Origin of the sequence: Desulfomarina profundi, assembly GCF_019703855.1 — a bacterium.
Classification (GTDB): domain Bacteria; phylum Desulfobacterota; class Desulfobulbia; order Desulfobulbales; family Desulfocapsaceae; genus Desulfomarina; species Desulfomarina profundi.
Window position 1 is genome coordinate 4,019,358 of the sequence record NZ_AP024086.1, and the last position, 19,570, is coordinate 4,038,927.

At 48.5% G+C, this 19,570-nt stretch carries 18 protein-coding genes and 4 pseudogenes; 13 read left to right on the top strand and 9 right to left on the bottom strand.

Going from position 1 to position 19,570, the window contains the following annotated elements:
- Nucleotides 1-9: 9 nt before the first annotated feature.
- The 4 genes from btsR to LO777_RS18545 all read left to right on the top strand — a co-directional run bounded on the left by btsR (nucleotide 10) and on the right by LO777_RS18545 (nucleotide 4,063).
- Entirely contained in the window at nucleotides 10-720 is a 711-nt protein-coding gene (btsR, locus tag LO777_RS18530) for a two-component system response regulator BtsR (RefSeq protein ID WP_228855310.1), read from the top strand.
- 219 nt (nucleotides 721-939) lie between these two features.
- Nucleotides 940-2,043, top strand: a complete 1,104-nt coding sequence (locus LO777_RS18535; RefSeq protein WP_228855311.1) for a TRAP transporter substrate-binding protein — start codon at nucleotides 940-942, stop codon at nucleotides 2,041-2,043.
- Nucleotides 2,044-2,169: 126 nt separating this feature from the next.
- On the top strand, nucleotides 2,170-2,562 hold the full coding sequence (locus LO777_RS18540) for a TRAP transporter small permease subunit (RefSeq protein WP_228855312.1): 393 nt from the start codon (nucleotides 2,170-2,172) through the stop codon (nucleotides 2,560-2,562).
- A 208-nt stretch (nucleotides 2,563-2,770) separates the two neighbouring features.
- Nucleotides 2,771-4,063, top strand: coding sequence for a TRAP transporter large permease (locus tag LO777_RS18545; protein WP_228855313.1), 1,293 nt, complete (start codon nucleotides 2,771-2,773; stop codon nucleotides 4,061-4,063).
- A gap of 4 nt (nucleotides 4,064-4,067) precedes the next feature.
- Here LO777_RS18545 and LO777_RS18550 read toward each other — a convergent pair whose 3' ends face one another.
- Complete coding sequence (locus LO777_RS18550) at nucleotides 4,068-5,453, bottom strand: ATP-binding cassette domain-containing protein (RefSeq protein WP_228855314.1); 1,386 nt, start codon at nucleotides 5,451-5,453, stop codon at nucleotides 4,068-4,070.
- 30 nt (nucleotides 5,454-5,483) lie between these two features.
- Between LO777_RS18550 and LO777_RS18555 the strand changes: the two genes are divergently transcribed.
- Nucleotides 5,484-6,281, top strand: a complete 798-nt coding sequence (locus tag LO777_RS18555; protein WP_228855315.1) for an MBOAT family protein — start codon at nucleotides 5,484-5,486, stop codon at nucleotides 6,279-6,281.
- A gap of 20 nt (nucleotides 6,282-6,301) precedes the next feature.
- Here LO777_RS18555 and LO777_RS18560 read toward each other — a convergent pair whose 3' ends face one another.
- From LO777_RS18560 to LO777_RS18595, 7 genes and pseudogenes are all read right to left on the bottom strand, one after another.
- Entirely contained in the window at nucleotides 6,302-6,835 is a 534-nt protein-coding gene (locus LO777_RS18560; protein ID WP_228855316.1) for an acyloxyacyl hydrolase, read from the bottom strand.
- A 121-nt stretch (nucleotides 6,836-6,956) separates the two neighbouring features.
- A complete protein-coding gene (gene yciA, locus LO777_RS18565) occupies nucleotides 6,957-7,364 on the bottom strand; it encodes an acyl-CoA thioester hydrolase YciA (protein ID WP_228855317.1) in 408 nt (135 codons plus the stop codon).
- Nucleotides 7,361-8,380 (bottom strand): ABC transporter ATP-binding protein, encoded by a 1,020-nt coding sequence (locus LO777_RS18570; protein WP_228855318.1) that lies wholly within the window; start codon nucleotides 8,378-8,380, stop codon nucleotides 7,361-7,363. Before LO777_RS18570 ends, yciA begins: the two co-directional genes overlap by 4 nt.
- 9 nt (nucleotides 8,381-8,389) lie before the next feature.
- Entirely contained in the window at nucleotides 8,390-9,361 is a 972-nt protein-coding gene (locus tag LO777_RS18575; RefSeq protein WP_228855319.1) for an ABC transporter ATP-binding protein, read from the bottom strand.
- A gap of 2 nt (nucleotides 9,362-9,363) precedes the next feature.
- Nucleotides 9,364-10,280, bottom strand: a pseudogene (locus tag LO777_RS18580) (ABC transporter permease).
- Complete coding sequence (locus tag LO777_RS18590) at nucleotides 10,280-11,257, bottom strand: ABC transporter permease (RefSeq protein WP_228855322.1); 978 nt, start codon at nucleotides 11,255-11,257, stop codon at nucleotides 10,280-10,282. Before LO777_RS18590 ends, LO777_RS18580 begins: the two are co-directional and overlap by 1 nt.
- Before the next feature lie 105 nt (nucleotides 11,258-11,362).
- Nucleotides 11,363-12,913: an ABC transporter substrate-binding protein gene (locus LO777_RS18595; protein ID WP_228855323.1), complete on the bottom strand. Its 1,551-nt coding sequence runs from the start codon at nucleotides 12,911-12,913 to the stop codon at nucleotides 11,363-11,365.
- Between the two features lie 373 nt (nucleotides 12,914-13,286).
- Here LO777_RS18595 and LO777_RS18600 point away from each other — a divergent pair, with 373 nt between their 5' ends.
- Together LO777_RS18600 and LO777_RS18605 are read left to right on the top strand one after the other, a co-directional pair.
- Complete coding sequence (locus tag LO777_RS18600) at nucleotides 13,287-13,646, top strand: PilZ domain-containing protein (protein WP_228855324.1); 360 nt, start codon at nucleotides 13,287-13,289, stop codon at nucleotides 13,644-13,646.
- A gap of 72 nt (nucleotides 13,647-13,718) precedes the next feature.
- Nucleotides 13,719-14,272 (top strand): annotated as a pseudogene (locus LO777_RS18605) (DJ-1 family glyoxalase III).
- A 6-nt stretch (nucleotides 14,273-14,278) separates the two neighbouring features.
- Here LO777_RS18605 and LO777_RS18610 read toward each other — a convergent pair.
- Nucleotides 14,279-14,760 (bottom strand): annotated as a pseudogene (locus LO777_RS18610) (dihydrofolate reductase).
- A gap of 350 nt (nucleotides 14,761-15,110) precedes the next feature.
- Between LO777_RS18610 and LO777_RS18620 the strand changes: the two are divergent.
- The 6 genes and pseudogenes from LO777_RS18620 to LO777_RS18650 all read left to right on the top strand — a co-directional run bounded on the left by LO777_RS18620 (nucleotide 15,111) and on the right by LO777_RS18650 (nucleotide 19,393).
- Entirely contained in the window at nucleotides 15,111-16,457 is a 1,347-nt protein-coding gene (locus LO777_RS18620; protein WP_228855327.1) for a DUF2189 domain-containing protein, read from the top strand.
- Nucleotides 16,458-16,484: 27 nt separating this feature from the next.
- The gene (locus LO777_RS18625) at nucleotides 16,485-16,793 is read left to right on the top strand and encodes an NfeD family protein (RefSeq protein WP_228855328.1); all 309 of its coding nucleotides are present in this window, start codon (nucleotides 16,485-16,487) and stop codon (nucleotides 16,791-16,793) included.
- A 5-nt stretch (nucleotides 16,794-16,798) separates the two neighbouring features.
- Nucleotides 16,799-16,942, top strand: a complete 144-nt coding sequence (locus LO777_RS18630) for an NfeD family protein (protein ID WP_228855329.1) — start codon at nucleotides 16,799-16,801, stop codon at nucleotides 16,940-16,942.
- A gap of 21 nt (nucleotides 16,943-16,963) precedes the next feature.
- Nucleotides 16,964-17,922 (top strand): annotated as a pseudogene (locus LO777_RS21310) (SPFH domain-containing protein).
- A gap of 47 nt (nucleotides 17,923-17,969) precedes the next feature.
- Nucleotides 17,970-18,830, top strand: a complete 861-nt coding sequence (locus LO777_RS18645) for a DMT family transporter (RefSeq protein WP_228855332.1) — start codon at nucleotides 17,970-17,972, stop codon at nucleotides 18,828-18,830.
- A gap of 92 nt (nucleotides 18,831-18,922) precedes the next feature.
- Nucleotides 18,923-19,393, top strand: coding sequence for a CBS domain-containing protein (locus LO777_RS18650; protein ID WP_228855333.1), 471 nt, complete (start codon nucleotides 18,923-18,925; stop codon nucleotides 19,391-19,393).
- Nucleotides 19,394-19,570: the final 177 nt, after the last annotated feature.

Here is a 19,570-nt window from a genome sequence, read left to right on the forward strand (position 1 = left end):
AGAAGTGCAATGATCCGAACCCTGATAGTCGATGATGAACTGCATGCCCGGGAGGAGATGGAAATTCTTCTCAGGGAAACAGGGGCCTGTGAAATTGTCGCCACCTGCGGGAATGCAATTGAAGCCCTGAAGATTATCAAGGAGTCACGACCTGAGGTGATTTTTCTGGACATTCAGATGCCCGTGATCGGCGGTTTTGAATTGTTGAGCATGATTGATCAATCCATAATGCCCCATGTTGTTTTTGTCACTGCCTACGACGAGTATACCCTGAAGGCCTTTGAGGAGAAAACCCTGGACTATCTTTTAAAACCTGTGGAGAAGTCCAGGCTGGACAAGACCATAGCAAAACTGCTGCAGATGCTGAGAAAAGGGGACAGGCCCCGTCGCGACAGCAATCAGGTACGTCGTATTCCCTGTGTTACCGGTCACACAATTAAAATTCTGGATATCCGCAATGTTGAATATGTCTATTCCGGGCCGGGCGGCGTGTTTGCGGTTACACCGGAGGGAGAATTCTATACAGAGCTTACCCTGAAAACATTTGAAGAAAAAACAGATCTTTTTCGCTGCCATAAACAATACCTGATCAACCTGGTTCACCTCGATGAAATGACGCTTCTTGCCGGTGGTGGTGCTGATATCAGAACCGCTACAGGCAGCACCCTGCCTGTGAGCAGGCGTTATCTGAAAAAGCTCAAGCGAAAACTCATGATCTGATTTGTGTCCTTCCCGTATTCTTCCGCAACCGGTTACATGGTTAATATAACCGTTCACAAAAGAATAGTTCCGCTTGCCTGAATGGAGGTTGTTTTTCATTTCCCGAAGTGTAAACTTTCACTTATCTCATTGAATCTCCAGTGAATCATGCCGCAGTTTCTTGCTGCGGAGATAATGTGGTTCCGGTGATTTTTCAATAACATGAATAATGGAGGGAGTATGAAAAAGGCAACTCAATTTGCAAAAATTTCTGCAAGTCTGCTGGTCACTTGCGGGCTGCTTCTGGGTACATTCACTGCGGACAATGCAGTAGCGGCCGATAAAAAAAAGACCTATCACTGGCGGCTTGCCCAGACATGGCCAAGTAATTTTCCCATTTTCGGGGATGCCGTTAAAAACATGGTGAAGATGGTAAAAACCATGTCTGATGGCAGGTTGATTATCAGGGTTGATTCAAAGAATAAGCACAAGGCCCCCCTGGGCATTTTTGATATGGTGCGGGCAGGACAGTATGACATGGGACACTCCGCGTCCTATTACTGGAAAGGCAAGGATCCGGTCTTTATGCCGTTTACTACCATGCCCTTCGGAATGATTGCCGCTGAGCAGTATGCCTGGTTCTATTACGGAGGAGGCATGGCATTAATGGAGAAGGCGTATGCAAAGCATAATCTGCTGTCTTTTCCAGGTGGTAACACAGGTAATCAGATGGGTGGCTGGTTTCGCAAGGAGATCAAAACGGTTGATGACCTGAAAGGGTTGAAAATGAGGATTCCCGGTTTTGCCGGGGAGGTTATTTCTAAGCTCGGTGTAGCGGTGACTAATATTCCGCCGGGAGAACTGTACACCTCTCTTGATCGGGGAACCATCGACGCCCTGGAATGGGTTGGACCTTCCCTGGACCTGAACATGGGATTCCACAAAATTGCTCCTTACTATTACACAGGTTGGCATGAGCCGGGAACCGAACTGCAGTTTCTGGTCAATAAAAAGAGATTTGAAAAGCTTCCGGCGGATCTCAGGGAAATTCTTGTAGTGGCCATGAAAACAGCCGCCTATGATATGTTTGCCCAGTCATATCACGCCAGTGCAGAAAATCTTGCTCTCATCAGAAAGGATTATCCCAATATAAAAATCACAACTTTTCCAAAAGAGATAATTGACAGACTGAAAGTGGAAAATGATAAACTCATTAAAGAGATGTCTGCCAAAAACCCTGCTTTCAAAGAAGTCATTGACTCCCAGAAGGCATATATGGAAAAAGCCAGAGACTGGACCCGTATCTCCGATTTTGCCTATCTGAAAGACAACGTATCCCGCTGATACATTTCTGTCTCTCCCCTTTTCGGGAGGGACAGATTCTGACCTGAATTCCGTACTTTGGAAAATGAAAAAAGTTTAAAGAATTCTTCTGTCCCGACAGGGGCCGTGCATTTCCAGGGAAATATCATGCTACTGAAAATAGAAAGGTTTTTTGACAAATTTGCAACAGTTGTCGGCTATTGCTGCGGACTTCTCATGGTGGCCATGCTGCTGAATGTTTTTTACGATGCCATCATGCGTTACCTGTTTAACACAAATTCAATAGCGCTCCAGGAGATGGAATGGCACATTTTTTCGGTCGTTTTTCTTTTCGGTATTTCCTACTGTCTTCAGGAAGATGGCCATGTTCGTGTGGATGTGATCTATGATCGGCTGGGGCAGCGTGCCAGGGCGATTATCAATATTGTCGGTACACTGCTTTTCATACTGCCATTCTGCTGGCTGATTATTGATGGTTCATTTGATTTTGTCAAGGAAGCGTATGATCTGCACGAGATAAGCGGTGATCCGGGGGCCTGACCCACCGATACCTGATCAAGTCCGCCATTCCGGTATCTTTCATATTTTTGACGTTTTCAGCCTGTGGCTTTCTGGTGAGAAATATTAATCAGTTGCGTAAGAGTGAGTGATTTACATTCTCCAGGTAGTTTTTTTCCCAATCGCTCTGGGATTCATTTCTGGCTGGATGGTTTCTGTTGTCCGGCCTTCAAGACAGGTGGGTAGATCAATGATTGGAATTATAATGTTTATTACGGCCCTGGCCATGCTGCTTTTCGGCTTTCCGGTGGCCTTTACCTTTGGTGCTGTTTCCGTTTTTTTCGGTGTGTTTGCCGAGGGTGTGGGGATGTTTGCCATGATGCCACACCGCATCTGGTCTATCATGAACAATACGATTCTGATGGCCATACCCCTGTTTATTTTTATGGGCATAATCCTCCAGAAATCCAAGCTGGCAGAGCGCCTCCTGGAATCCATGGGCTTCCTTTTCGGCGAAGTCCGGGGCGGTCTTGCGATTTCAACTGTCCTGGTTGGCGCACTTCTTGCCGCGTCCACCGGTGTGGTCGGGGCAAGTGTGGTGGCAATGGGCGTCATTTCCCTGCCGGTCATGCTGAAATACAATTATGATAAACAGCTGGCAACCGGCGCTATCTGTGCCTCCGGCACATTGGGTCAGATTATTCCTCCATCGGTTGTACTCATTATTCTCGGAGATGTTTTTCAGCAGCCGGTTGGTGATCTTTTCAGGGCCGCCTTCTGGCCGGGAATCACCCTTGTTGTTGTCTATGTTCTCTATATTCTCGCTGTCTGTTATTTCAAAAAAGATGCAGGTCCGGCAATCAGGATGGAGGGACAGGTCGGCAACAAAATGACTCAGGTAGGCAGTGCTCTGAAGGCGATAGTGCCTCCGTTGACACTTATTGTCATTGTTCTCGGGTCAATTTTTGCCGGACTGGCAACACCGACGGAATCGTCTGCCGTGGGTGGAGTGGGGGCCATACTCCTGGCTTTTTTCTATAAGCGGTTATCGTGGAAAATGGTTATTGACAGTGCCATGGAAACGGTAAAAACTTCTTCAATGGTCTTTGCCATTCTCATTGGAGCCACTGCTTTTTCAATGGTCTTCACCTACACAGGGGGTGATTACCTTGTGGAAGAGCTGATGTTGAATCTGCCGGGAAATAAATGGGGATTTATCGGACTTTCCATGCTGGCTATTCTGCTGTTGGGATTTTTTATCGACTTCGTTGAAATCTCGTATATTATCGTGCCGATACTTGCACCCATAGCCGAAACCCTCGGAATAGATCCGATCTGGTATGCTATCCTGGTTGCAATGAATCTGCAGACATCATTTCTGACGCCTCCCTTTGGTTTCAGCCTGTTTTATCTGAAGGGAGTTGCTCCGCCTTCGGTGCGAACAACCGATATATACCGTGGGGTTATGCCATTCATCTGTCTCCAGGCTTTTATTTTGGCAATACTGACAATTTTTCCTCAGATCTTCGGTTTTCCTGGATAACCTGTTACCGGGTTGCGAACTGTTCCAGGTTGATATGCTGTCTGAAAAGAGGGTGGTGCTCATCTTCCCGGTGGCTGACAAAAAGAATGGTTGCCAGTCGCCGGGTGGCGATTTCCAGCATGAGTTCCATGAGCCGGTTCCTGTTGAGGTCATCGAGTCCCTGGGAGGGCTCGTCAAGGATCAGGAGCCTGGGTTGCTTGATCAGTGCTCTGGCGATCAGTACAAGTCGTTGATGTGCATGGGAGAGATTTCTGAATGGTGTTGTCTCCCTGTCTGCAAGTCCAATTATATGGAGAAAATTCCGGGCCGTTTCAAGCTGCTGCACATTGACTTTTCTGTAGAGACCGATGGAATCAAAGAAGCCAGATACGACAGCCTGCAGAGTTGAACTGGGAACATGGTAATCCCGGTGGAGGGCCGGGGAGACAATACCCATATATTGCTTGATTTCCCAGATGGATTCACCGCTGCCCCTCTGCCTGCCGAATATGGAAAGATCGTTTGCGTAGCATTTTGAATTGTCGCCGGTAATAATGTTGAGCAGGGTCGATTTGCCGCAACCGTTTCTGCCGGTGATGAGGATGTGGTCTCCAGGGAAAATTTCCAGATTCAAACCGGAAAAGAGTATGTGATCCCCGTAACCGCCAAAACCGTTACGGAGCCGAACCAGAGGAATTGCTGTTTTGTCCCCGTTTTGCGTAGTTTGGGAAAATAATGGTGTCCAGTCGCTATTAAAATCGGCAGCTGGTTTGGAGATACCGGAAAGAACTGTGTGTTTTTCGCCCTGCCGGGCCAGTTGTCCCCGATGGAAATAGCCAACATGACTGCACCAGAAGGGAATGTCTTTCGGTGAATTGACCAGGGTAAAAACCTGGATGCCATTTTCAATACATTTTTCCATGACACGGTCAAGTTCCTGACAACTCTGCCTGTCCAGCCCGTCATAAGGGTTTTGGATAATGATTACATCTTTCCCCTCTGTAACCTGCTGCAGGACAAGGAGTTTTTTACACTGCCCTGAACTCAGTTGTCTGTATCCAGTGTTGAGTACATGGTCCATATCAAACGATCTGATAAGCTCCCTGTGTTTTCGGCAGTCGGTAAGAAACGCTTTCACGGGAGTCCCGGGGTCAATTTTATCGAGGAAATCGGAATCGTCCCGTCTCAGTTCTTCTTCGAACAGCAGCTGTTGCCTGGTAAAGGAAATGATTCCCGGGTTTATCGGCAAGGTCAGCACGGAAGCGGAAAAATCATCCAGATCGCCCGCAAGAAGTGCCATGAATGCATCAATACCGGAATTATTGTCTCCGCAAAAACACCAGGTTTCTCCAGGTATTGCAGTAAATGATTCGATCTTGAGCGTTTTGTGGTGTAAATTTTGAATTTCCATAAAACCTCTGCAAACGTTTTGGGAAATGACATGGCAGACACCATTATACATCTTTCCTTGCAATGGAAAATAACACTTTATTATCTGGTTATACTGGCAGGTATTATTATTACGGCAAAAATGATCAGCCTTGTAATAGAAAGAGAAAGAGTAACTCACCCCGGATTTGTGATATTCCTGTTTTTCATCGCCCCTGTCCTGTCCTTTCACAGTATGAAGGATGTTAAACCAACCTCCGAAAAGATGAGAAGGAGAGCCGGGAAAACCGTGTTGCTTTTGTTCTGTCTCTCTGCTGTTTATTCTGTACTGATACCTGAAATGCAGGGGTTTTCCCAGACCGTTCGTTCATATCTGGCCATATGGCCATTCTGGTTACTGATTGAAACCATTCAGGCAGTGGTGGAATTGTCCTGGCTGGCATTCGGGTATGGCGTGCCCGGTATCAGTAACAGACCACTTGTTGCGGGGAGTGTGGCGGAGTTCTGGGGCAGGCGATGGAACCGTCTTTTCGGAGACTGGTTGTTTCGGGTCTGTTTTCGACCTCTGTCACGAAATCCATATGGTGCGTTGTTCTTCACTTTCCTTGTTTCAGCCCTTATTCATGAACTGCTGGTCAGTGTTCCCCTGTGGCTTGTCTATAGGGTAAACTGTTTTGGCTGGATGGTTTTTTATTTTGTCATCCAGGCAGTTGCGGTTGTGGTGGAACGAAAATGGCTGCGGAAAAATCCTTTTTTAAATCGATGTTTTACCTGGCTGTCAGTAGTCGGCCCTGTACCACTTATTCTTAACAGGGGAACGCTGCTGATCTTCCATCTGAGTTCGTCCTGAAACCGAGATGGCTCTGTGGTTTATAAAGTGTAAGTTATTTCCATCTGAAAAGTATTGAGACTGGCATTATACGAGTATAATCCTGCATTGGACTGGTGAAAAAACAGATACCCCAGGGAAAGCTTTTTGGTCACATGTATTGAAATTCCCACTTTTGACTGGAAGAAAAATGAGCCTCCCAGGTTATGCCTGGGATATTCAGTTTCTCCAGACATGTATCCTGCTCCAAACCCGAGAATGAGGTCAAAATAGTGTGAGGGGGTGAGGAGGAGACGTGGCATTACAGCGAATCTCATTGTTGAATCGCCTCCCGGTGAGGTGTCTTCCAGAAAACCGAGACTGTATTCCATTTGGGTAGACAGTTTCAGGGAGTCGGATATCAAAGAGTCAGGCCGGGAAAAAGGCTGCAGGTAAAACATTTCATACAGTTGCAGGTCACTGTTCTCACGCAATTCTCTGCTGATACTTGTCCCGATCTTTGGCCTGGCATCAGTTGATGCAGTTGAAAGAGCGGGAAGAGATAGAAAAAGAAAAAATAATATTGCTGTTCGCATATCATACTCCCATCGCAAAAGTTAATAATGGGTATATGTTGTAAACATGTAATGCAGAAGCAGCCGAATGCAATTCATTATTGAACCGCGGAACGATAATATATAATTGAGGGGTGGTGAATCAGCAGCAGTCGCGGTTGATTGGTTGTTTTTTCCCGTTTTCATCAACTGAAACGTAGGTAAAAGCAGCCTTGGTAACCAGGAATTCATCAGCGGAGTCGCCGGGGTTTTCCACCGCAGGTTTTACCAGCACTTCAAGGTTGATAGTGATGGATGTGGTGCCGACCTTTACAACTTTACCGTAGCAGCAGACCACATCCCCCACGTGCACCGGTTTGATGAAGGTGATTGTGTCGACTGCGACAGTGACCACCCGGGAACATGTTGCCTCCCGGGCCATGATGCCTCCGGCTATATCCATCTGGGACATGATCCAGCCACCAAAGATATCACCAAGGGGGTTTGTGTCCGCCGGCATGGCAAGGGTTCTGAGGAGCAGCTCTCCCGATGGGTGGATATGGTCAGTCATGGGGAAATCCTGTCTTCTTCAACACCATGGCATGCAACTCTGCTTCCATCATCCAGAACTGTCAGCCTGGGGATTTCCGTGCGGCAGCGTTCATCAGCATAGGGACAGCGGCCATGGAAGACGCAGCCGGGTGGCAGCTGGATCGGCGTGGGTACATCTCCTGTTAATTTGACATGGTCCATGTCCTTTTTCCCAAGCTTGGGAATGGCTGACAGCAGGGCGCGGGTGTAGGGGTGTCGCGGATTTGAATAAAGGGTTTCCGTTTCCGCAAATTCGCAGAGGGTACCCAGGTACATGACCGCCACATTGGTAGATATATGTTCCACAACGGAGAGGTCGTGGCTGATGAACATATAGGTCAATCCGTGCTCATCCTGAAGGTCCATCATCAGGTTGAGAATCTGGGCCTGGATGGAAACATCCAGGGCTGCAATCGGTTCATCGGCAACAATAAATTCGGGGTCAACTGCAAGAGCCCTGGCTATGGAGATTCTCTGGCGTTGTCCCCCGGAAAATTCGTGGGGAAACCTGGTGCGCCAGTCGGGATCAACCCCAACCTGTTTCATGACTTCGGTTACCCTGTCTGCCGCGTCACTTCGGGAAATACCGGGATTATGGAACCTGATCGGCTCCTCCAGCGTTTCAAAAACAGACATCCGTGGATTGAGCGATGAATAGGGATCCTGGAAGACCATCTGCATTTTGGTGCGATATGGTTTCATGGCATTGTTGTCCAGGTTGTCTATCCGTTTTCCTTCGTAGAGGACCTGGCCGCTGTTTGGCGGGTAGAGTCGGATGACACTGCGAGCAAGCGTTGACTTGCCGCATCCGGACTCGCCAACCACACTGACAGTCTCACCTTTTTTGATATCGAAACTGACATTGTTCACGGCTCTTACAACAGTCTGCTCCCGACTGAAACGGCCATTTCTGAATCGTATCTGTTCCAGAAAACCGCCTGAAATATCAAAGTGTTTTACTACATTCTTTATGCTGAGAAGTGGTTCTTTTTCCATTATGACTTCCTACTTCACCATATGACAGGCTGCAAGACAGCCGGATGATTTTCGGGTTAGAGGCGGTACTTCCTCACGACAAATCTGAGCGCACTGGTTACAGCGATTGTTGAACTGACAGCCGGAAATCTGTTGTTTGATGCCCGGCATGGTGCCCGGGATCTGATTAAGTCTGCCCCTTCTGGAAACATTCTGTGGAAGTGCCGCCAGAAGCCCCTTGGTGTAGGGATGCCGGGGATTGGTGACGATCTGCTCTGTTTCTCCCAGTTCCACAATCCGGCCGGCGTACATTACCGCGATTCTCTGGGCCACCTGGGAGACCACGGCCAGGTCATGGGTGATAAGGATCAGGGCCATATTTTCGGATTCACAGAGGGAGAGGAGGAGGTTCATGATATCAGCCTGTATGGTGACATCAAGGGCAGTTGTCGGCTCATCCGCAATAATCAGAGCAGGGGATGTCAGCAGGGCTATGGCGATAACTATCCGCTGGCGCATACCACCGGAAAATTCATGGGGATACTGTTTCAGCCGTTTTTCAGGGGAAGGTATGGCAACCTTTCTGATCTTGTCAAGGGCAATTTCTTCGGCTTCTTTTCTGCTGATATTCCTGTGCGCGAGCAGGGTTTCAACCATCTGTGTGCCGACAGTCAACACAGGGTTCAGGGTCATCATTGGATCCTGAAAAATCATACTGATTCTGTCCCCCCTGATCTGCCGCATCTCCTCCAGTGAGAGTTTTGCCAGATCCGTACCCTCGAACAGGATAGATCCACCCGAGATAAATCCCGGTTTACTGATAAGATTGATAATGCCGAAGCCGGTGACGGATTTTCCGGCGCCGGATTCACCCACCAGACCGAGACGCTGACCCCGGTCCAGGTCAAAACTGACTCTGTCAACCGCGGTGAGGACATTGTCCCGTAATTTAAAGGCGACCTCAAGGTCGCGAACAGATAAGAGTGTTTCTTGCTGATCCACACCTACTCCTTGTACAGTTTGGGGTTCAGGAAGTCCCGCACCCAGTCACCAAGAAGGTTGATTGACAGAATGAGAACAACCAGCGCAATACCCGGAAAGAGGGTAATCCACCAGGAACCACTGAATATATAGTCAAAACCGGACTTGATAAGAGAACCCAGGGACGGCTGGGAAACCGGCATGCCGAGACCGATAAAACTGAGGGCCGCTTCGCTCATGATCGCATTGGCAACCTGTACCGTTGAAATAACCATAACCGGAGTCATGGTATTGGGGAGAATATGGCGCAGCATGATGCGGGTGGAGGGCAGGCCGATTACCCTGGCCGCTTCCACGTATTCCTTTTTCTTTTCCGCCATGACGGAAGCCCGGACGGTTCTCGCGTACTGGGGCCATTCAGCAAAACCGATGATCAGGATCAGGATGGGGATGGCGTAGTGTTCATAGACACCCATGCCGAAAATACCCTGGAAAAGGGCACCGATAAAAATTGCCACCATGTATGTGGAAAAGGAGAGCTGTACATCGGCCAGCCGCATGAGAAAAGCCTCGAGTTTTCCTCCCTTGTATCCGGCGATCAATCCCACAACGATTCCGAGTATTGACTGGAGTGCCACTGCTCCGAGGCCGATCAGGATTGAAACCCGCATACCGTAAAACATGGTGGAGAGCATGTCTCTTCCCTGGGGATCAGTACCCAGGACAAACCGGGAATCTCCGCCATCCTTCCAGATGGGGGGCAGTTCCGAGTCCATGATATCTATTGTAGTCTGGTCGTATGGATCATGGGGGCAAGAACCGGTGCCCCGAAACTGACCACGCAGAGGGCAAACAGAACGACAAAACTCGTAATTGCCAGTGGATCACGTATAAAGCTGTAGAGAAAAAATGATTCTCTGAATGTTTTTATCAGGCCCATTATTTCCTCCCCGCAACTCTGACCATGGGATTAACAAGGCCATAGATCAGGTCGACAACCGTGTTGACAACGACAAATATCAGACCGACGAAAACCAGGTAGGCCACCATGAGCGAGGTGTCCGCCCGTTCCACCGATTCGATAAACATCGACCCCATACCCTGCCACTGGAAGACCGTTTCAGTGAGAATGGTAAAGGCGATAAGGGTACCCAGCTGGACACCGCCCACCGTAATAACTGGAAGCAGTGTATTCTTGAAAGCGTGCACAAAGAGAACCCTGGCCGGCTTCAGTCCCTTTGCCCGTGCGAATTTGACATATTCCGTCTCCAGCGATTCTTTCATTTCGGCCCGGATAAGTCGGATAAAGAGGGGCAGCATGATGGAAGTGAGGGCTATTGACGGCAGGATAAGATGTTTCAGTCCGTCTGCGGTGAAAAAGCCCGATTTCCAACCGGGTAAAATTTCAACCAGTTCCCCTCTGCCAAATGACGGCAGCCATCCCAGGCTGACCGAAAAGATATAGATCAGGAGAATGGCCGTCAGAAAAACCGGTATGGACACCCCGATGATGGAGGCTCCCATGAAAAAACGGGAGAGCCAGTCGTTTGGCTTAACCGCGGCATAGATCCCGAGGGGGACGGAAAAGAGAATGACCAGCAGGGAGGTGGCAAAAACCAGCTCCAGGGTTGCCGGGGCCTTGGACATAATCACCTTTGTGGCCGGTTTCTTGAAATAAAAAGAATTGCCGAGGTCTCCGTGGAGGGCGTCTTTCACGAAGCGGACCCACTGGATCATGAATGGATCATTCAGACCCAGTTTATCCCGGAGGATTTCCCGCTCTTCAGCGGAAACGGAAATACCCGTTATCTCCCTTACCGGATCACCGACACTCTGCTTGATGGCAAAACCTATGATGCTGATGACCAGCATGACAAAGATTGCCTGGGTAACTCTGCGAATAAAGAATGCTATCATGGGTTTTTTGCAGATGGAAAAATGGCCCTGCAACAGAATGTCCAGTGCAGGGCCGGGGAAGGTTGGATCTTTTTCCCGTACGGTTGACCGGGAAAAAAATATCCTCTATTTCATGTTCAGGTCACCGAAATAGGGGAAGTTCATAACATTTATGATTTCGTCAGCATTGAGCAGTTTTTTGTTTCCCGCCCAGGAGAGCATCTGCCAGTGCAGCGGAACAAACGCAGCCTCGTTGTAGAGAATGTTTTCAACTTCTTTTAACATTTCCGAACGTTTGGCAAGATCAGTCTCGGACTGGGTCGCCAGGGTAAGCTCATCCACTTTCTTATTGCAGTAGTTGCCGCTGTTATACTGTCCTTTGCCGGTCTCCTTGTTGGGACACATGTAAAGGTACTCGTAAAAGTTGGCACTGTCTTCGGTATCGGAATGCCAGCCGATCATCTGAATATCGGCAACCTGAGCATCAAATTCATCCCAGTACTGGGCCTTGGGCATGGTCTTCAGCTCAACTTTGATATTGATCTTGGAGAGCATGGAGGCGACAGCCTGGGCAATTTTTTCGTCGTTGACATAGCGGTTGTTGGGGGCGACCATTGAGACGGTGAACCCTTTTTCGTAGCCGGCTTCCTTCATCAGCTGTTTGGCTTTTGCCAGGTCATAGCGTGGAGTAAGCTTCGGGTCGTATCCATCATATCCCTTGGGGGAGTTGAGACCGGCGGCGGTGGCACGGTTTTTCATGATTTTTTTGACGATACCGACGTTGTTGACAGCATAGACGATTGCCTGGCGGACTTTCACGTTTGCCAGTTCAGGTTTACGTTTGCCGTTCATCTGGAAAGTGATAATCCTTGAGCCGGGCATGGTGATAAGCTGCAGGTCTTTGTTGTTTTCGATCCTGTCGTAATCCTGCGGGGGTACGGGCATGATGAAATCGACATCTCCGGAGAGCAGTGCGGCAATACGGGTTGCATTTTCACTGATGGGGGTGAGAATAATTTCATCAACATTTCCGGTATTCTTATCCCAGTACTGCGGGAACTGCTTGAGGACCCAGCGTTGTCCCTGTTCTCTTTCCACTACCTGGTATTTGCCGGTTCCTGATTCGTTCTCGTTGGCAAAGGAGTAGTCGGTTTTGATAATGGCATCCTTGGGGTTACCCTTGGCATCTTTTCCACTGTAGAAAACGGAATCCATCGGGAAAATATAGGTGCACATGTTGAGGGTCAGTCCGTAAGGCTCTTTTGTCTTGATATCAACAGTATAATCGTCGACTACAACCGCATCGGCAAAAGGTTCGAAAAGACCTTTGAAATCCTGGCTTTTCTTCAGTCGGGCCAGGGTCCAGGCCACATCTTTTGCTGTGAACGGATTGCCTGAATGGAATTTGACATCGTGGCGAAGATACATACGGAGGGTGAGTGGATCAAGTCGTTCCCATTTTGTGGCGAGACGCGGCACTATTTTCATGTCTTTAGTCCAGCGAACAAGCGGATCAAAAACCATATGGGAATACTGCAGCATGCCACCGGACAGCTGCACATGGGGGTCAAGGGAAACGGGATCCGCGTCCATTGCAAGTTTTAAGGTTTTGGCTCCAACAATCGTCCCTCCAAACAGAAGCATGGAGGCCAGACATAAGGTTATGAGTTTTTTCACTGCTATCTCCTCTTGTAAATTAATAATTAACCTCGCAAAAGAACAGAGCGAGGACCTTGGCGGTCATATTACGCTACTTGGGGACAAACGGCAAGATATTGCATGTAATTTGCTGTAAGATGGAAACCATCCTTGTCTGTAAGTCCTGCCAGTTAAGTTCTACATTCTATACAGTGAAATGGATGAGTTTTCAATGTGAAATATTACGAATTATGGCAAATAATGATGTAAAAACTACGAAATGAGTGGGTTTTGCATGAAATCCACTTAAAGAATTTCACTTTGATTCCACGCTATCATAGCTTGAATTTTCATCAGCTTCAAGATAGATATACATCAAAGAGGTTGAAGACATGGATTAAGGAGGTTGCAGATGACGGAAAAGAGAAGATTTACCAGGATTGTCTTTACTGTCCGGGCTGAATGTACTGTTGCCGGGAAGACATTTGCTGTCAAGAGGCTGATAAACCTCAGTGTCGGGGGATGTATGATAGAGATCAATGCCGAGGTGGCAATTGATGATGAATGTGAGGTTGTCATTCCCCTGGGAGCTGAAGGTCTGTATGTGAATGTGAAAGGTCGGGTTGCCAGAATTGCCGACGATCATATCGGGGTAAAGTTTGTTTCGATTGATCCTGAAAGCCTGCAGCATCTGCAAAATATCATAAAGTACAATTCTCCTGATGCCGAGACCATTGAAGATGAGCTGAAGGATCATCCCGGTCTGTTGTAACTGGTGTCACAGAGATGTGCTTGAGTGAATCGAGAAGAACGAAGAATGAAAACTGACAAATGGGAGTAATCTATGGAAACGAAAGTATTGGTTCCAGTAGCTGAAGGGTTTGAGGAAGTCGAAGCATTAAGCATTGTCGACGTGTTCAGAAGAGCAGGAGTCCAGGTGGATCTGGCTGCTGTGGGTGGAAATCTGCAGGTTATATCCTCCCATGACGTCAAAATAATAGCTGACAAATTAATCGAAGACTGTAAGGACGAGACCTATGATCTGGTTGCCCTGCCGGGTGGTATTCCGGGGCGGAGAATCTCAGGAATTCAGGTGTGCTGGCGGAAATACTGAAAAAACAGAACAGGGAAGACAGGCTTTACGGTGCAGTCTGCGCGGCGCCCGCTGTTGTTCTGGAGCATCACGGTCTTCTTGACGGGAAAAAGGCCACATGCCACCCTCTCTTTATGGAAAAATTGAGTGATGGTGACCAGGCGGGGATGAGTGTGGTCCACGATGGGAACTGCGTGACTTCAAGGGGAGCGGGCACATCAATTCAATTTGCCCTGGAAATGCTGGGTATTCTCCTGGGTGAAGAAAAGAAACAGGAAGTCGCGAAGGGAATGGTTGTCGGGTAAGTAAAATCAGTCCCGGTTCCGTTTGTAGACAATAACCGAAAACGGTTCCTTTCCATCTGGAAAATGTTCCCGTGAAACTTCCTGGAAACTCTTTTCAGGAAGTTCGGGAAAAACAACGTCTCCCTCCACTTCCCGTTCAAGGGTTGTCAGGCGGATCGTGGTTGCCACATCCAGGCCGTGGCTGAAAACCTGGGCACCACCAATGATGAATACTTTTTCTTCCCCTTCGCACATTTCCAGTGCTTTTTCCAGAGATTCAGCTTTTTCCACGTTTTTCGGGATGTAGTTCGCATTCCTGCTGAGGACTATATGACGTCTTCCGGGCAGGGGGCAGGAAAGGATTCGAATGTTTTTCTTCCCATAATCATGGGACATCCCATGGTTGTTTTTTTAAACAGGCGCAGTTCTTCCGGGATATGCCAGGGCAGGGTGTTGTTTTTGCCGATGATTCTGTTTTGAGCCATGGCTGCAATTATTATTATTTCCATAAGAGGGTCCGTAATGTTGGTTGGAGAAGCAGTTGCGGGATGATTGCAGCTGGAAAATAAATGATCGATATTGAGAGAATAATACGAAAAATATAGATTTTGTTCAAATTTTTTTATACGCTGAAAGGGTAAATGGTTTTTTGAGTTACAGGAATCAGTGGGCGATTATTCATAAAGGGCTGGAGGATGTCGATGAAAATGCTATGTCCGAACTGTGGAGTGAAAGGTTCTGCAGACGATTCGTATATAGGGAAGAAGGTCAAATGTCCGAAATGCAAAGAAATATTTGAAGCTGTCCCGAAGAGGAAAAGATTGAGGAGAGTTTTCGGGAACCGGCTTTGGAAGAATTGGTGGAAGAACCGGTTGTGTCGGATCAGGAGGATATTCTTCCGGAAGAAGGTGACGTGGCAGGGTCGGAAGAAGAATTCGACGATGAACCTCTGGAGATTGATGAGGAGGAAATATTGTCGGCAGTGGAATCTGAACCCGAATCATTCGACGAAGAATCGGCACCAGCTGGTCCTGCTGATGAGCCTGCTGGCGAACCCGTGGATGACTTTGCAGTACAACTTGATGAAACTTTGCCTGAAATAGATGACTTTGACGAACCTCTGATCAGCGACGACATACAGGAAATTGAAGGACAGCCCCTGCTGGACGAGGTGGATGTGATTGATGACCCTGATTCCATTGAATCACAAGAGGATATTGGAGTCGAAATAGAGGAGAGTGAGATTATAGAAGTTTTTGACGAGGAGGACGAAACTGACACTCTCCTTGAAGATCCTCTGGAAGAGCCTCCTGAAATTGAAACGGAAAAATGTTCTGTCTGTGGCAAAGAGGACAGTATTGGAGAGCCGTTTATTGCAAAGAATGGTCAGCTGTTCTGTACAGACTGCCTGCCGGAGGTCATGGAAGATGAAGAAAAAGTTATTCCTCCCGGGGAAGATGTGACATCGACTCTGCGGGCCAGGGGCCTCCAGGGAAATGATCCGGAAGTCACCGAAGTTAAGACATTCCGTTCTTCATTCACGGTTTCGGGAGTGATCAGGGAGGCGTGGCGGGAAACAAAAGGGGCCAAAGCTTCCATCTGGGCAGGTGCGGCTGTGTTCTACCTGCTGCTCCTGATCCTTACAGCCGGATCAGCTTTTCTTGCACCGTACCTCACGACCAATCCTGCTGCATCTGGTGGCCTGACCAATTTCGGGATACAGGCTTTTTCAGGTGTGCTTACCAGTATTGTCTCTGCTCTTTTCACCGCGGGGCTGTTCTACATGGGGGTGAGAAAGGTTGCCGGGGATACACTTTCATGGAAAATGATTTTCAGCGGCTTTCCAAAATTCGGTAAAGTGATTGTTGCCAGTCTCCTGCAGACATTGCTTGTGAGTATCGGTATGCTTCTTTTTATAATTCCGGGAATTTATCTTATGATAGGGTACGGCCTTGCCATACCGTTAATCCTGGACCGGGATATGGGGCCGTGGCAGGCACTTGAGGCTTCAAGAAAAGCCATCCACAAGGTGTGGTGGAAGGTGGCCGGTGCGGTAATTGTGATGGGATTGATTTACATGGTCTCTGTTATTCCGCTTGGGCTCGGTATGATCTGGACACTGCCCATGTCGTTTGCCCTTGCGGGAGTTATTTATCGACATCTCTTTGGCTCAAAGACGAGTGGGCAGTCGGAGAAGAGATCGTAAAGATCGAAATTCTGGGAGAAAACCGGCATGACAACGATTCCATTTCCTCTTTTCTGGCTTATCATGGGGGTAATGCTGCTTTTTCTGGAGATGGCCCTGCCCGGGTTTGTGCTGTTTTTTTTCGGCCTGGGAGCCCTGATTACTTCTCTGGTCACCTACCTGTTTCCCATCAACATCAGCTGGCAGCTTGCCCTTTTTATCGCGGCTTCACTGGCTTCCCTTTTTTCCCTGCGAAATGTCATTCAGCGCCGGTTTTTCAAGCAGCCAACTGGAGAGGGGAGGAAAAAAAGGTGGACGAGGATGTGCTGCTTGCTGTGGCCGGCGAGCGGGGTGTAGTCTGCATGACAATCGTACCGCCGGCTGAGGGAAGAATTAAATACGCTGGAACATTCTGGCGGGCAACAGCGGATGAGAGGATCGATGAAGGTGAAATAATCTCTGTGGTTTCCCAGGATGGTCTGGTTATCCATGTTGAAAAGGTCTGAATTTCCGAACAGGAGAAAAGAATGGAACAGAATCTGATTGCCCTCGGGTTTATTTTATTGCTTGTGGTTGTTGTTCTTATCAAAACGGCTGTTGTGGTTCCCCAGAGGTCGGAGTTTGTGGTGGAAAGACTGGGAAAATACAGAACGACCCTGAGTGCCGGATTTCATATCCTGGTCCCGTTTTTCGATAAGATTGCCTACAAGAGAAGCCTCAAGGAAGAACCTATCGATATCAGTGCCCAGACCTGTATCACCGCGGACAATGTCACCCTGGAAGTTGATGGCATTCTCTATCTTCAGGTGGTGAACTCGAAAAAGTCGGCCTACGGGATTGATAATTACCATTTCGCTGCAACCCAGCTTGCCCAGACCAGTCTGCGTTCCGCCATCGGCAAGATTACCCTCGACAACACCTTTGAGGCGAGGGAGACACTGAATGGTCAGGTGGTCATGGCTCTGGACGAGGCCGCAGAGAACTGGGGAATCAAGGTTCTCCGTTATGAGATCAAGGATATACAGCCCCCCGGACCGTTCTTGATGCCATGGAAAAGCAGATGAAGGCCGAGCGGGAAAAAAGGGCTGAGATAGCCCGGTCCGAAGGTGAAAAGCAGGCGATTATAAACCGGGCGGAAGGTGACAGGGCCGAGGCCATTTCTCTTTCCGAAGGAGAGAAGATGAAACGGATCAACGAGGCTGAAGGAAGGGCCCGTGAAATCCTCATGGTGGCTGATGCCACCGCCAAGGGAATACGGAAGGTTGCGGAAGCACTGTCTTCTCCCGGCGGAAAGGAAGCGGCGAATCTTGAGGTGGCCAAACAGTATATCGGAGAATTCGGTAAGCTGGCCAAGGAAAACAACACCATGATCATTCCCGGCAATCTGACGGATATGAGCAGTATGGTTGCAACGGCCATGTCCACTTTTGAACATGTCAGGAGCCGGAAAGAGTCTGCTGCTGAAGAGGTACGGTCCAGGGGTTGATGTCTTTCTCGGGTCGGAGGATCGGGTTTTATCGGATTCATCTGCTGATGGTACTTTGTGCTGCCCTGGTTTCCACGTCTTTTACCGTGGGGGCCGCCATTACGGAGACGCTTGATCCGGCAGTGCTCACGTTTATCCGTTTTGTTATTGCCGCGCTCTGCTTCGGTCCCCTGGTTCGTTTCAGGTATGGGGCCACCTACTCCTTTTCCCTCTTCTGGCGATGCGGAATTATCAGCTGCAGCCTGGTTGTCTTTTTCTGGTGCATGTTTCTTTCTCTGCGTTATACAACAGCACTGAATACCAGCGTGATCTTTACCCTTGTCCCATCTTTTTCAGGAATCTACGCCTTTTTTCTTTTAAAAGAGAAGCTGACAAAAGCTCAGCTCATTGCCCTTGCCTGTGGAATGATTGGCGCTGTCTGGGTTATTTTTCGCGGGAATATGACGACTTTTCTGGAGATGAACTGGAACAGGGGAGATCTGATTTTTCTGGCGGGAGGATTCGCCATGGGGCTCTATACTCCCCTGATACGTCTTTTCCACCGGGATGAACCCATGGCCGTCATGACGTTCTGGGTGCTGGTTACCGGGGCTCTCTGGCTTTTTCTGTTCAGTGGGCATCGATTACTGACCATGGACTGGTCAGCAGTTCCTCTGAAAGGGTGGGCAGGGGTTGTGTATCTGGCAATTTTTACAACAGTGATCACCTTTTTTCTCACCCAGTATGCCGTACCCTTTATCGGACCGACCAGGGTGATGGCCTACTCCTATCTTTATCCCGGACTGGTTCTGCTGCTGGACCTGGTACTGGGGCATCCGCTCCCGCCTTTCAGGGTCTTGCCCGGGGTAGTTGTGGTTCTGTTCGCCATGGGTGTTATACAGTTTTCAGAAAAAGAATCAGATCCGTGAGAATTAAAAAATTTTAGTGTATAGTTGGTTGTTCGTATCGTGCTGTAACTTCGAGATGTTCTGCGTCTGAAATTCTGCAACGGAGGTGATGAATGAAAACAACTGCCGCTGATATCATGATCACGGAATTTTCAACTTTGCTTCCCGGGACCCCTGTTATAGATGCCATAAAGGTATTTCAGGAAACCTCAAAAAAACAGGGCAGGCGGCTCTTCGGCATCATAGTCACCGATGAGAACCAGCGTCTGGCTGGGATGCTCTCCATGTACGATATTCTTCTTTACCTGCGACCCAAGCATATTCATCTCTGGGGAACCATGGAGGATTTTGATATTGCCGGGGTGATTGATGCCGCAGGAAACAGGATAAAAAACATTCTCGTTGGTGACATCATGACTCCGGAGGTGGTGACCATTGATGCCGGGGCCAATCTGATGATGGTCCTTGATATCATGATCAAGAAACATGTCCGCAGGCTGCCTGTGGTGGAGGATGAGCGAATCGTCGGAATTGTTTATATCTCCGACCTGTTCAACCATCTTCTCGATCAGATCAGCCATTGAACGAATACGATATTTCGTAACTGGCCACAGGGTAGTCAACTTGGTGTCATATCAAGAAAAAATTTAAGAGGTCGCAGGGTGCGCCTGATGTGGGCAAGCGACAAGCCGCCGTGTACTAATGCTACATAAGGCTTGCCGATTGTCCGCAGCAGGTGTGCCCTGTGACCTCTTACGATA

Excerpts from the sequence above, each read along its gene's own strand:
- LO777_RS18600 (WP_228855324.1), top strand. The coding sequence starts at position 13,287 with ATGACGGAAAAGAGAAGATTTACCAGGATTGTCTTTACTGTCCGGGCT.
- LO777_RS18650 (WP_228855333.1), top strand. The coding sequence starts at position 18,923 with ATGAAAACAACTGCCGCTGATATCATGATCACGGAATTTTCAACTTTG.
- LO777_RS18535 (WP_228855311.1), top strand. The coding sequence starts at position 940 with ATGAAAAAGGCAACTCAATTTGCAAAAATTTCTGCAAGTCTGCTGGTC.
- LO777_RS18555 (WP_228855315.1), top strand. The coding sequence starts at position 5,484 with ATGGCAGACACCATTATACATCTTTCCTTGCAATGGAAAATAACACTT.
- LO777_RS18545 (WP_228855313.1), top strand. The coding sequence starts at position 2,771 with ATGATTGGAATTATAATGTTTATTACGGCCCTGGCCATGCTGCTTTTC.
- btsR (WP_228855310.1), top strand. The coding sequence starts at position 10 with ATGATCCGAACCCTGATAGTCGATGATGAACTGCATGCCCGGGAGGAG.
- LO777_RS18570 (WP_228855318.1), bottom strand. The coding sequence starts at position 8,380 with ATGGAAAAAGAACCACTTCTCAGCATAAAGAATGTAGTAAAACACTTT.
- LO777_RS18645 (WP_228855332.1), top strand. The coding sequence starts at position 17,970 with ATGGTACTTTGTGCTGCCCTGGTTTCCACGTCTTTTACCGTGGGGGCC.
- LO777_RS18590 (WP_228855322.1), bottom strand. The coding sequence starts at position 11,257 with ATGATAGCATTCTTTATTCGCAGAGTTACCCAGGCAATCTTTGTCATG.
- LO777_RS18625 (WP_228855328.1), top strand. The coding sequence starts at position 16,485 with ATGACAACGATTCCATTTCCTCTTTTCTGGCTTATCATGGGGGTAATG.
- LO777_RS18630 (WP_228855329.1), top strand. The coding sequence starts at position 16,799 with ATGACAATCGTACCGCCGGCTGAGGGAAGAATTAAATACGCTGGAACA.
- LO777_RS18550 (WP_228855314.1), bottom strand. The coding sequence starts at position 5,453 with ATGGAAATTCAAAATTTACACCACAAAACGCTCAAGATCGAATCATTT.
- LO777_RS18560 (WP_228855316.1), bottom strand. The coding sequence starts at position 6,835 with ATGCGAACAGCAATATTATTTTTTCTTTTTCTATCTCTTCCCGCTCTT.
- yciA (WP_228855317.1), bottom strand. The coding sequence starts at position 7,364 with ATGACTGACCATATCCACCCATCGGGAGAGCTGCTCCTCAGAACCCTT.
- LO777_RS18540 (WP_228855312.1), top strand. The coding sequence starts at position 2,170 with ATGCTACTGAAAATAGAAAGGTTTTTTGACAAATTTGCAACAGTTGTC.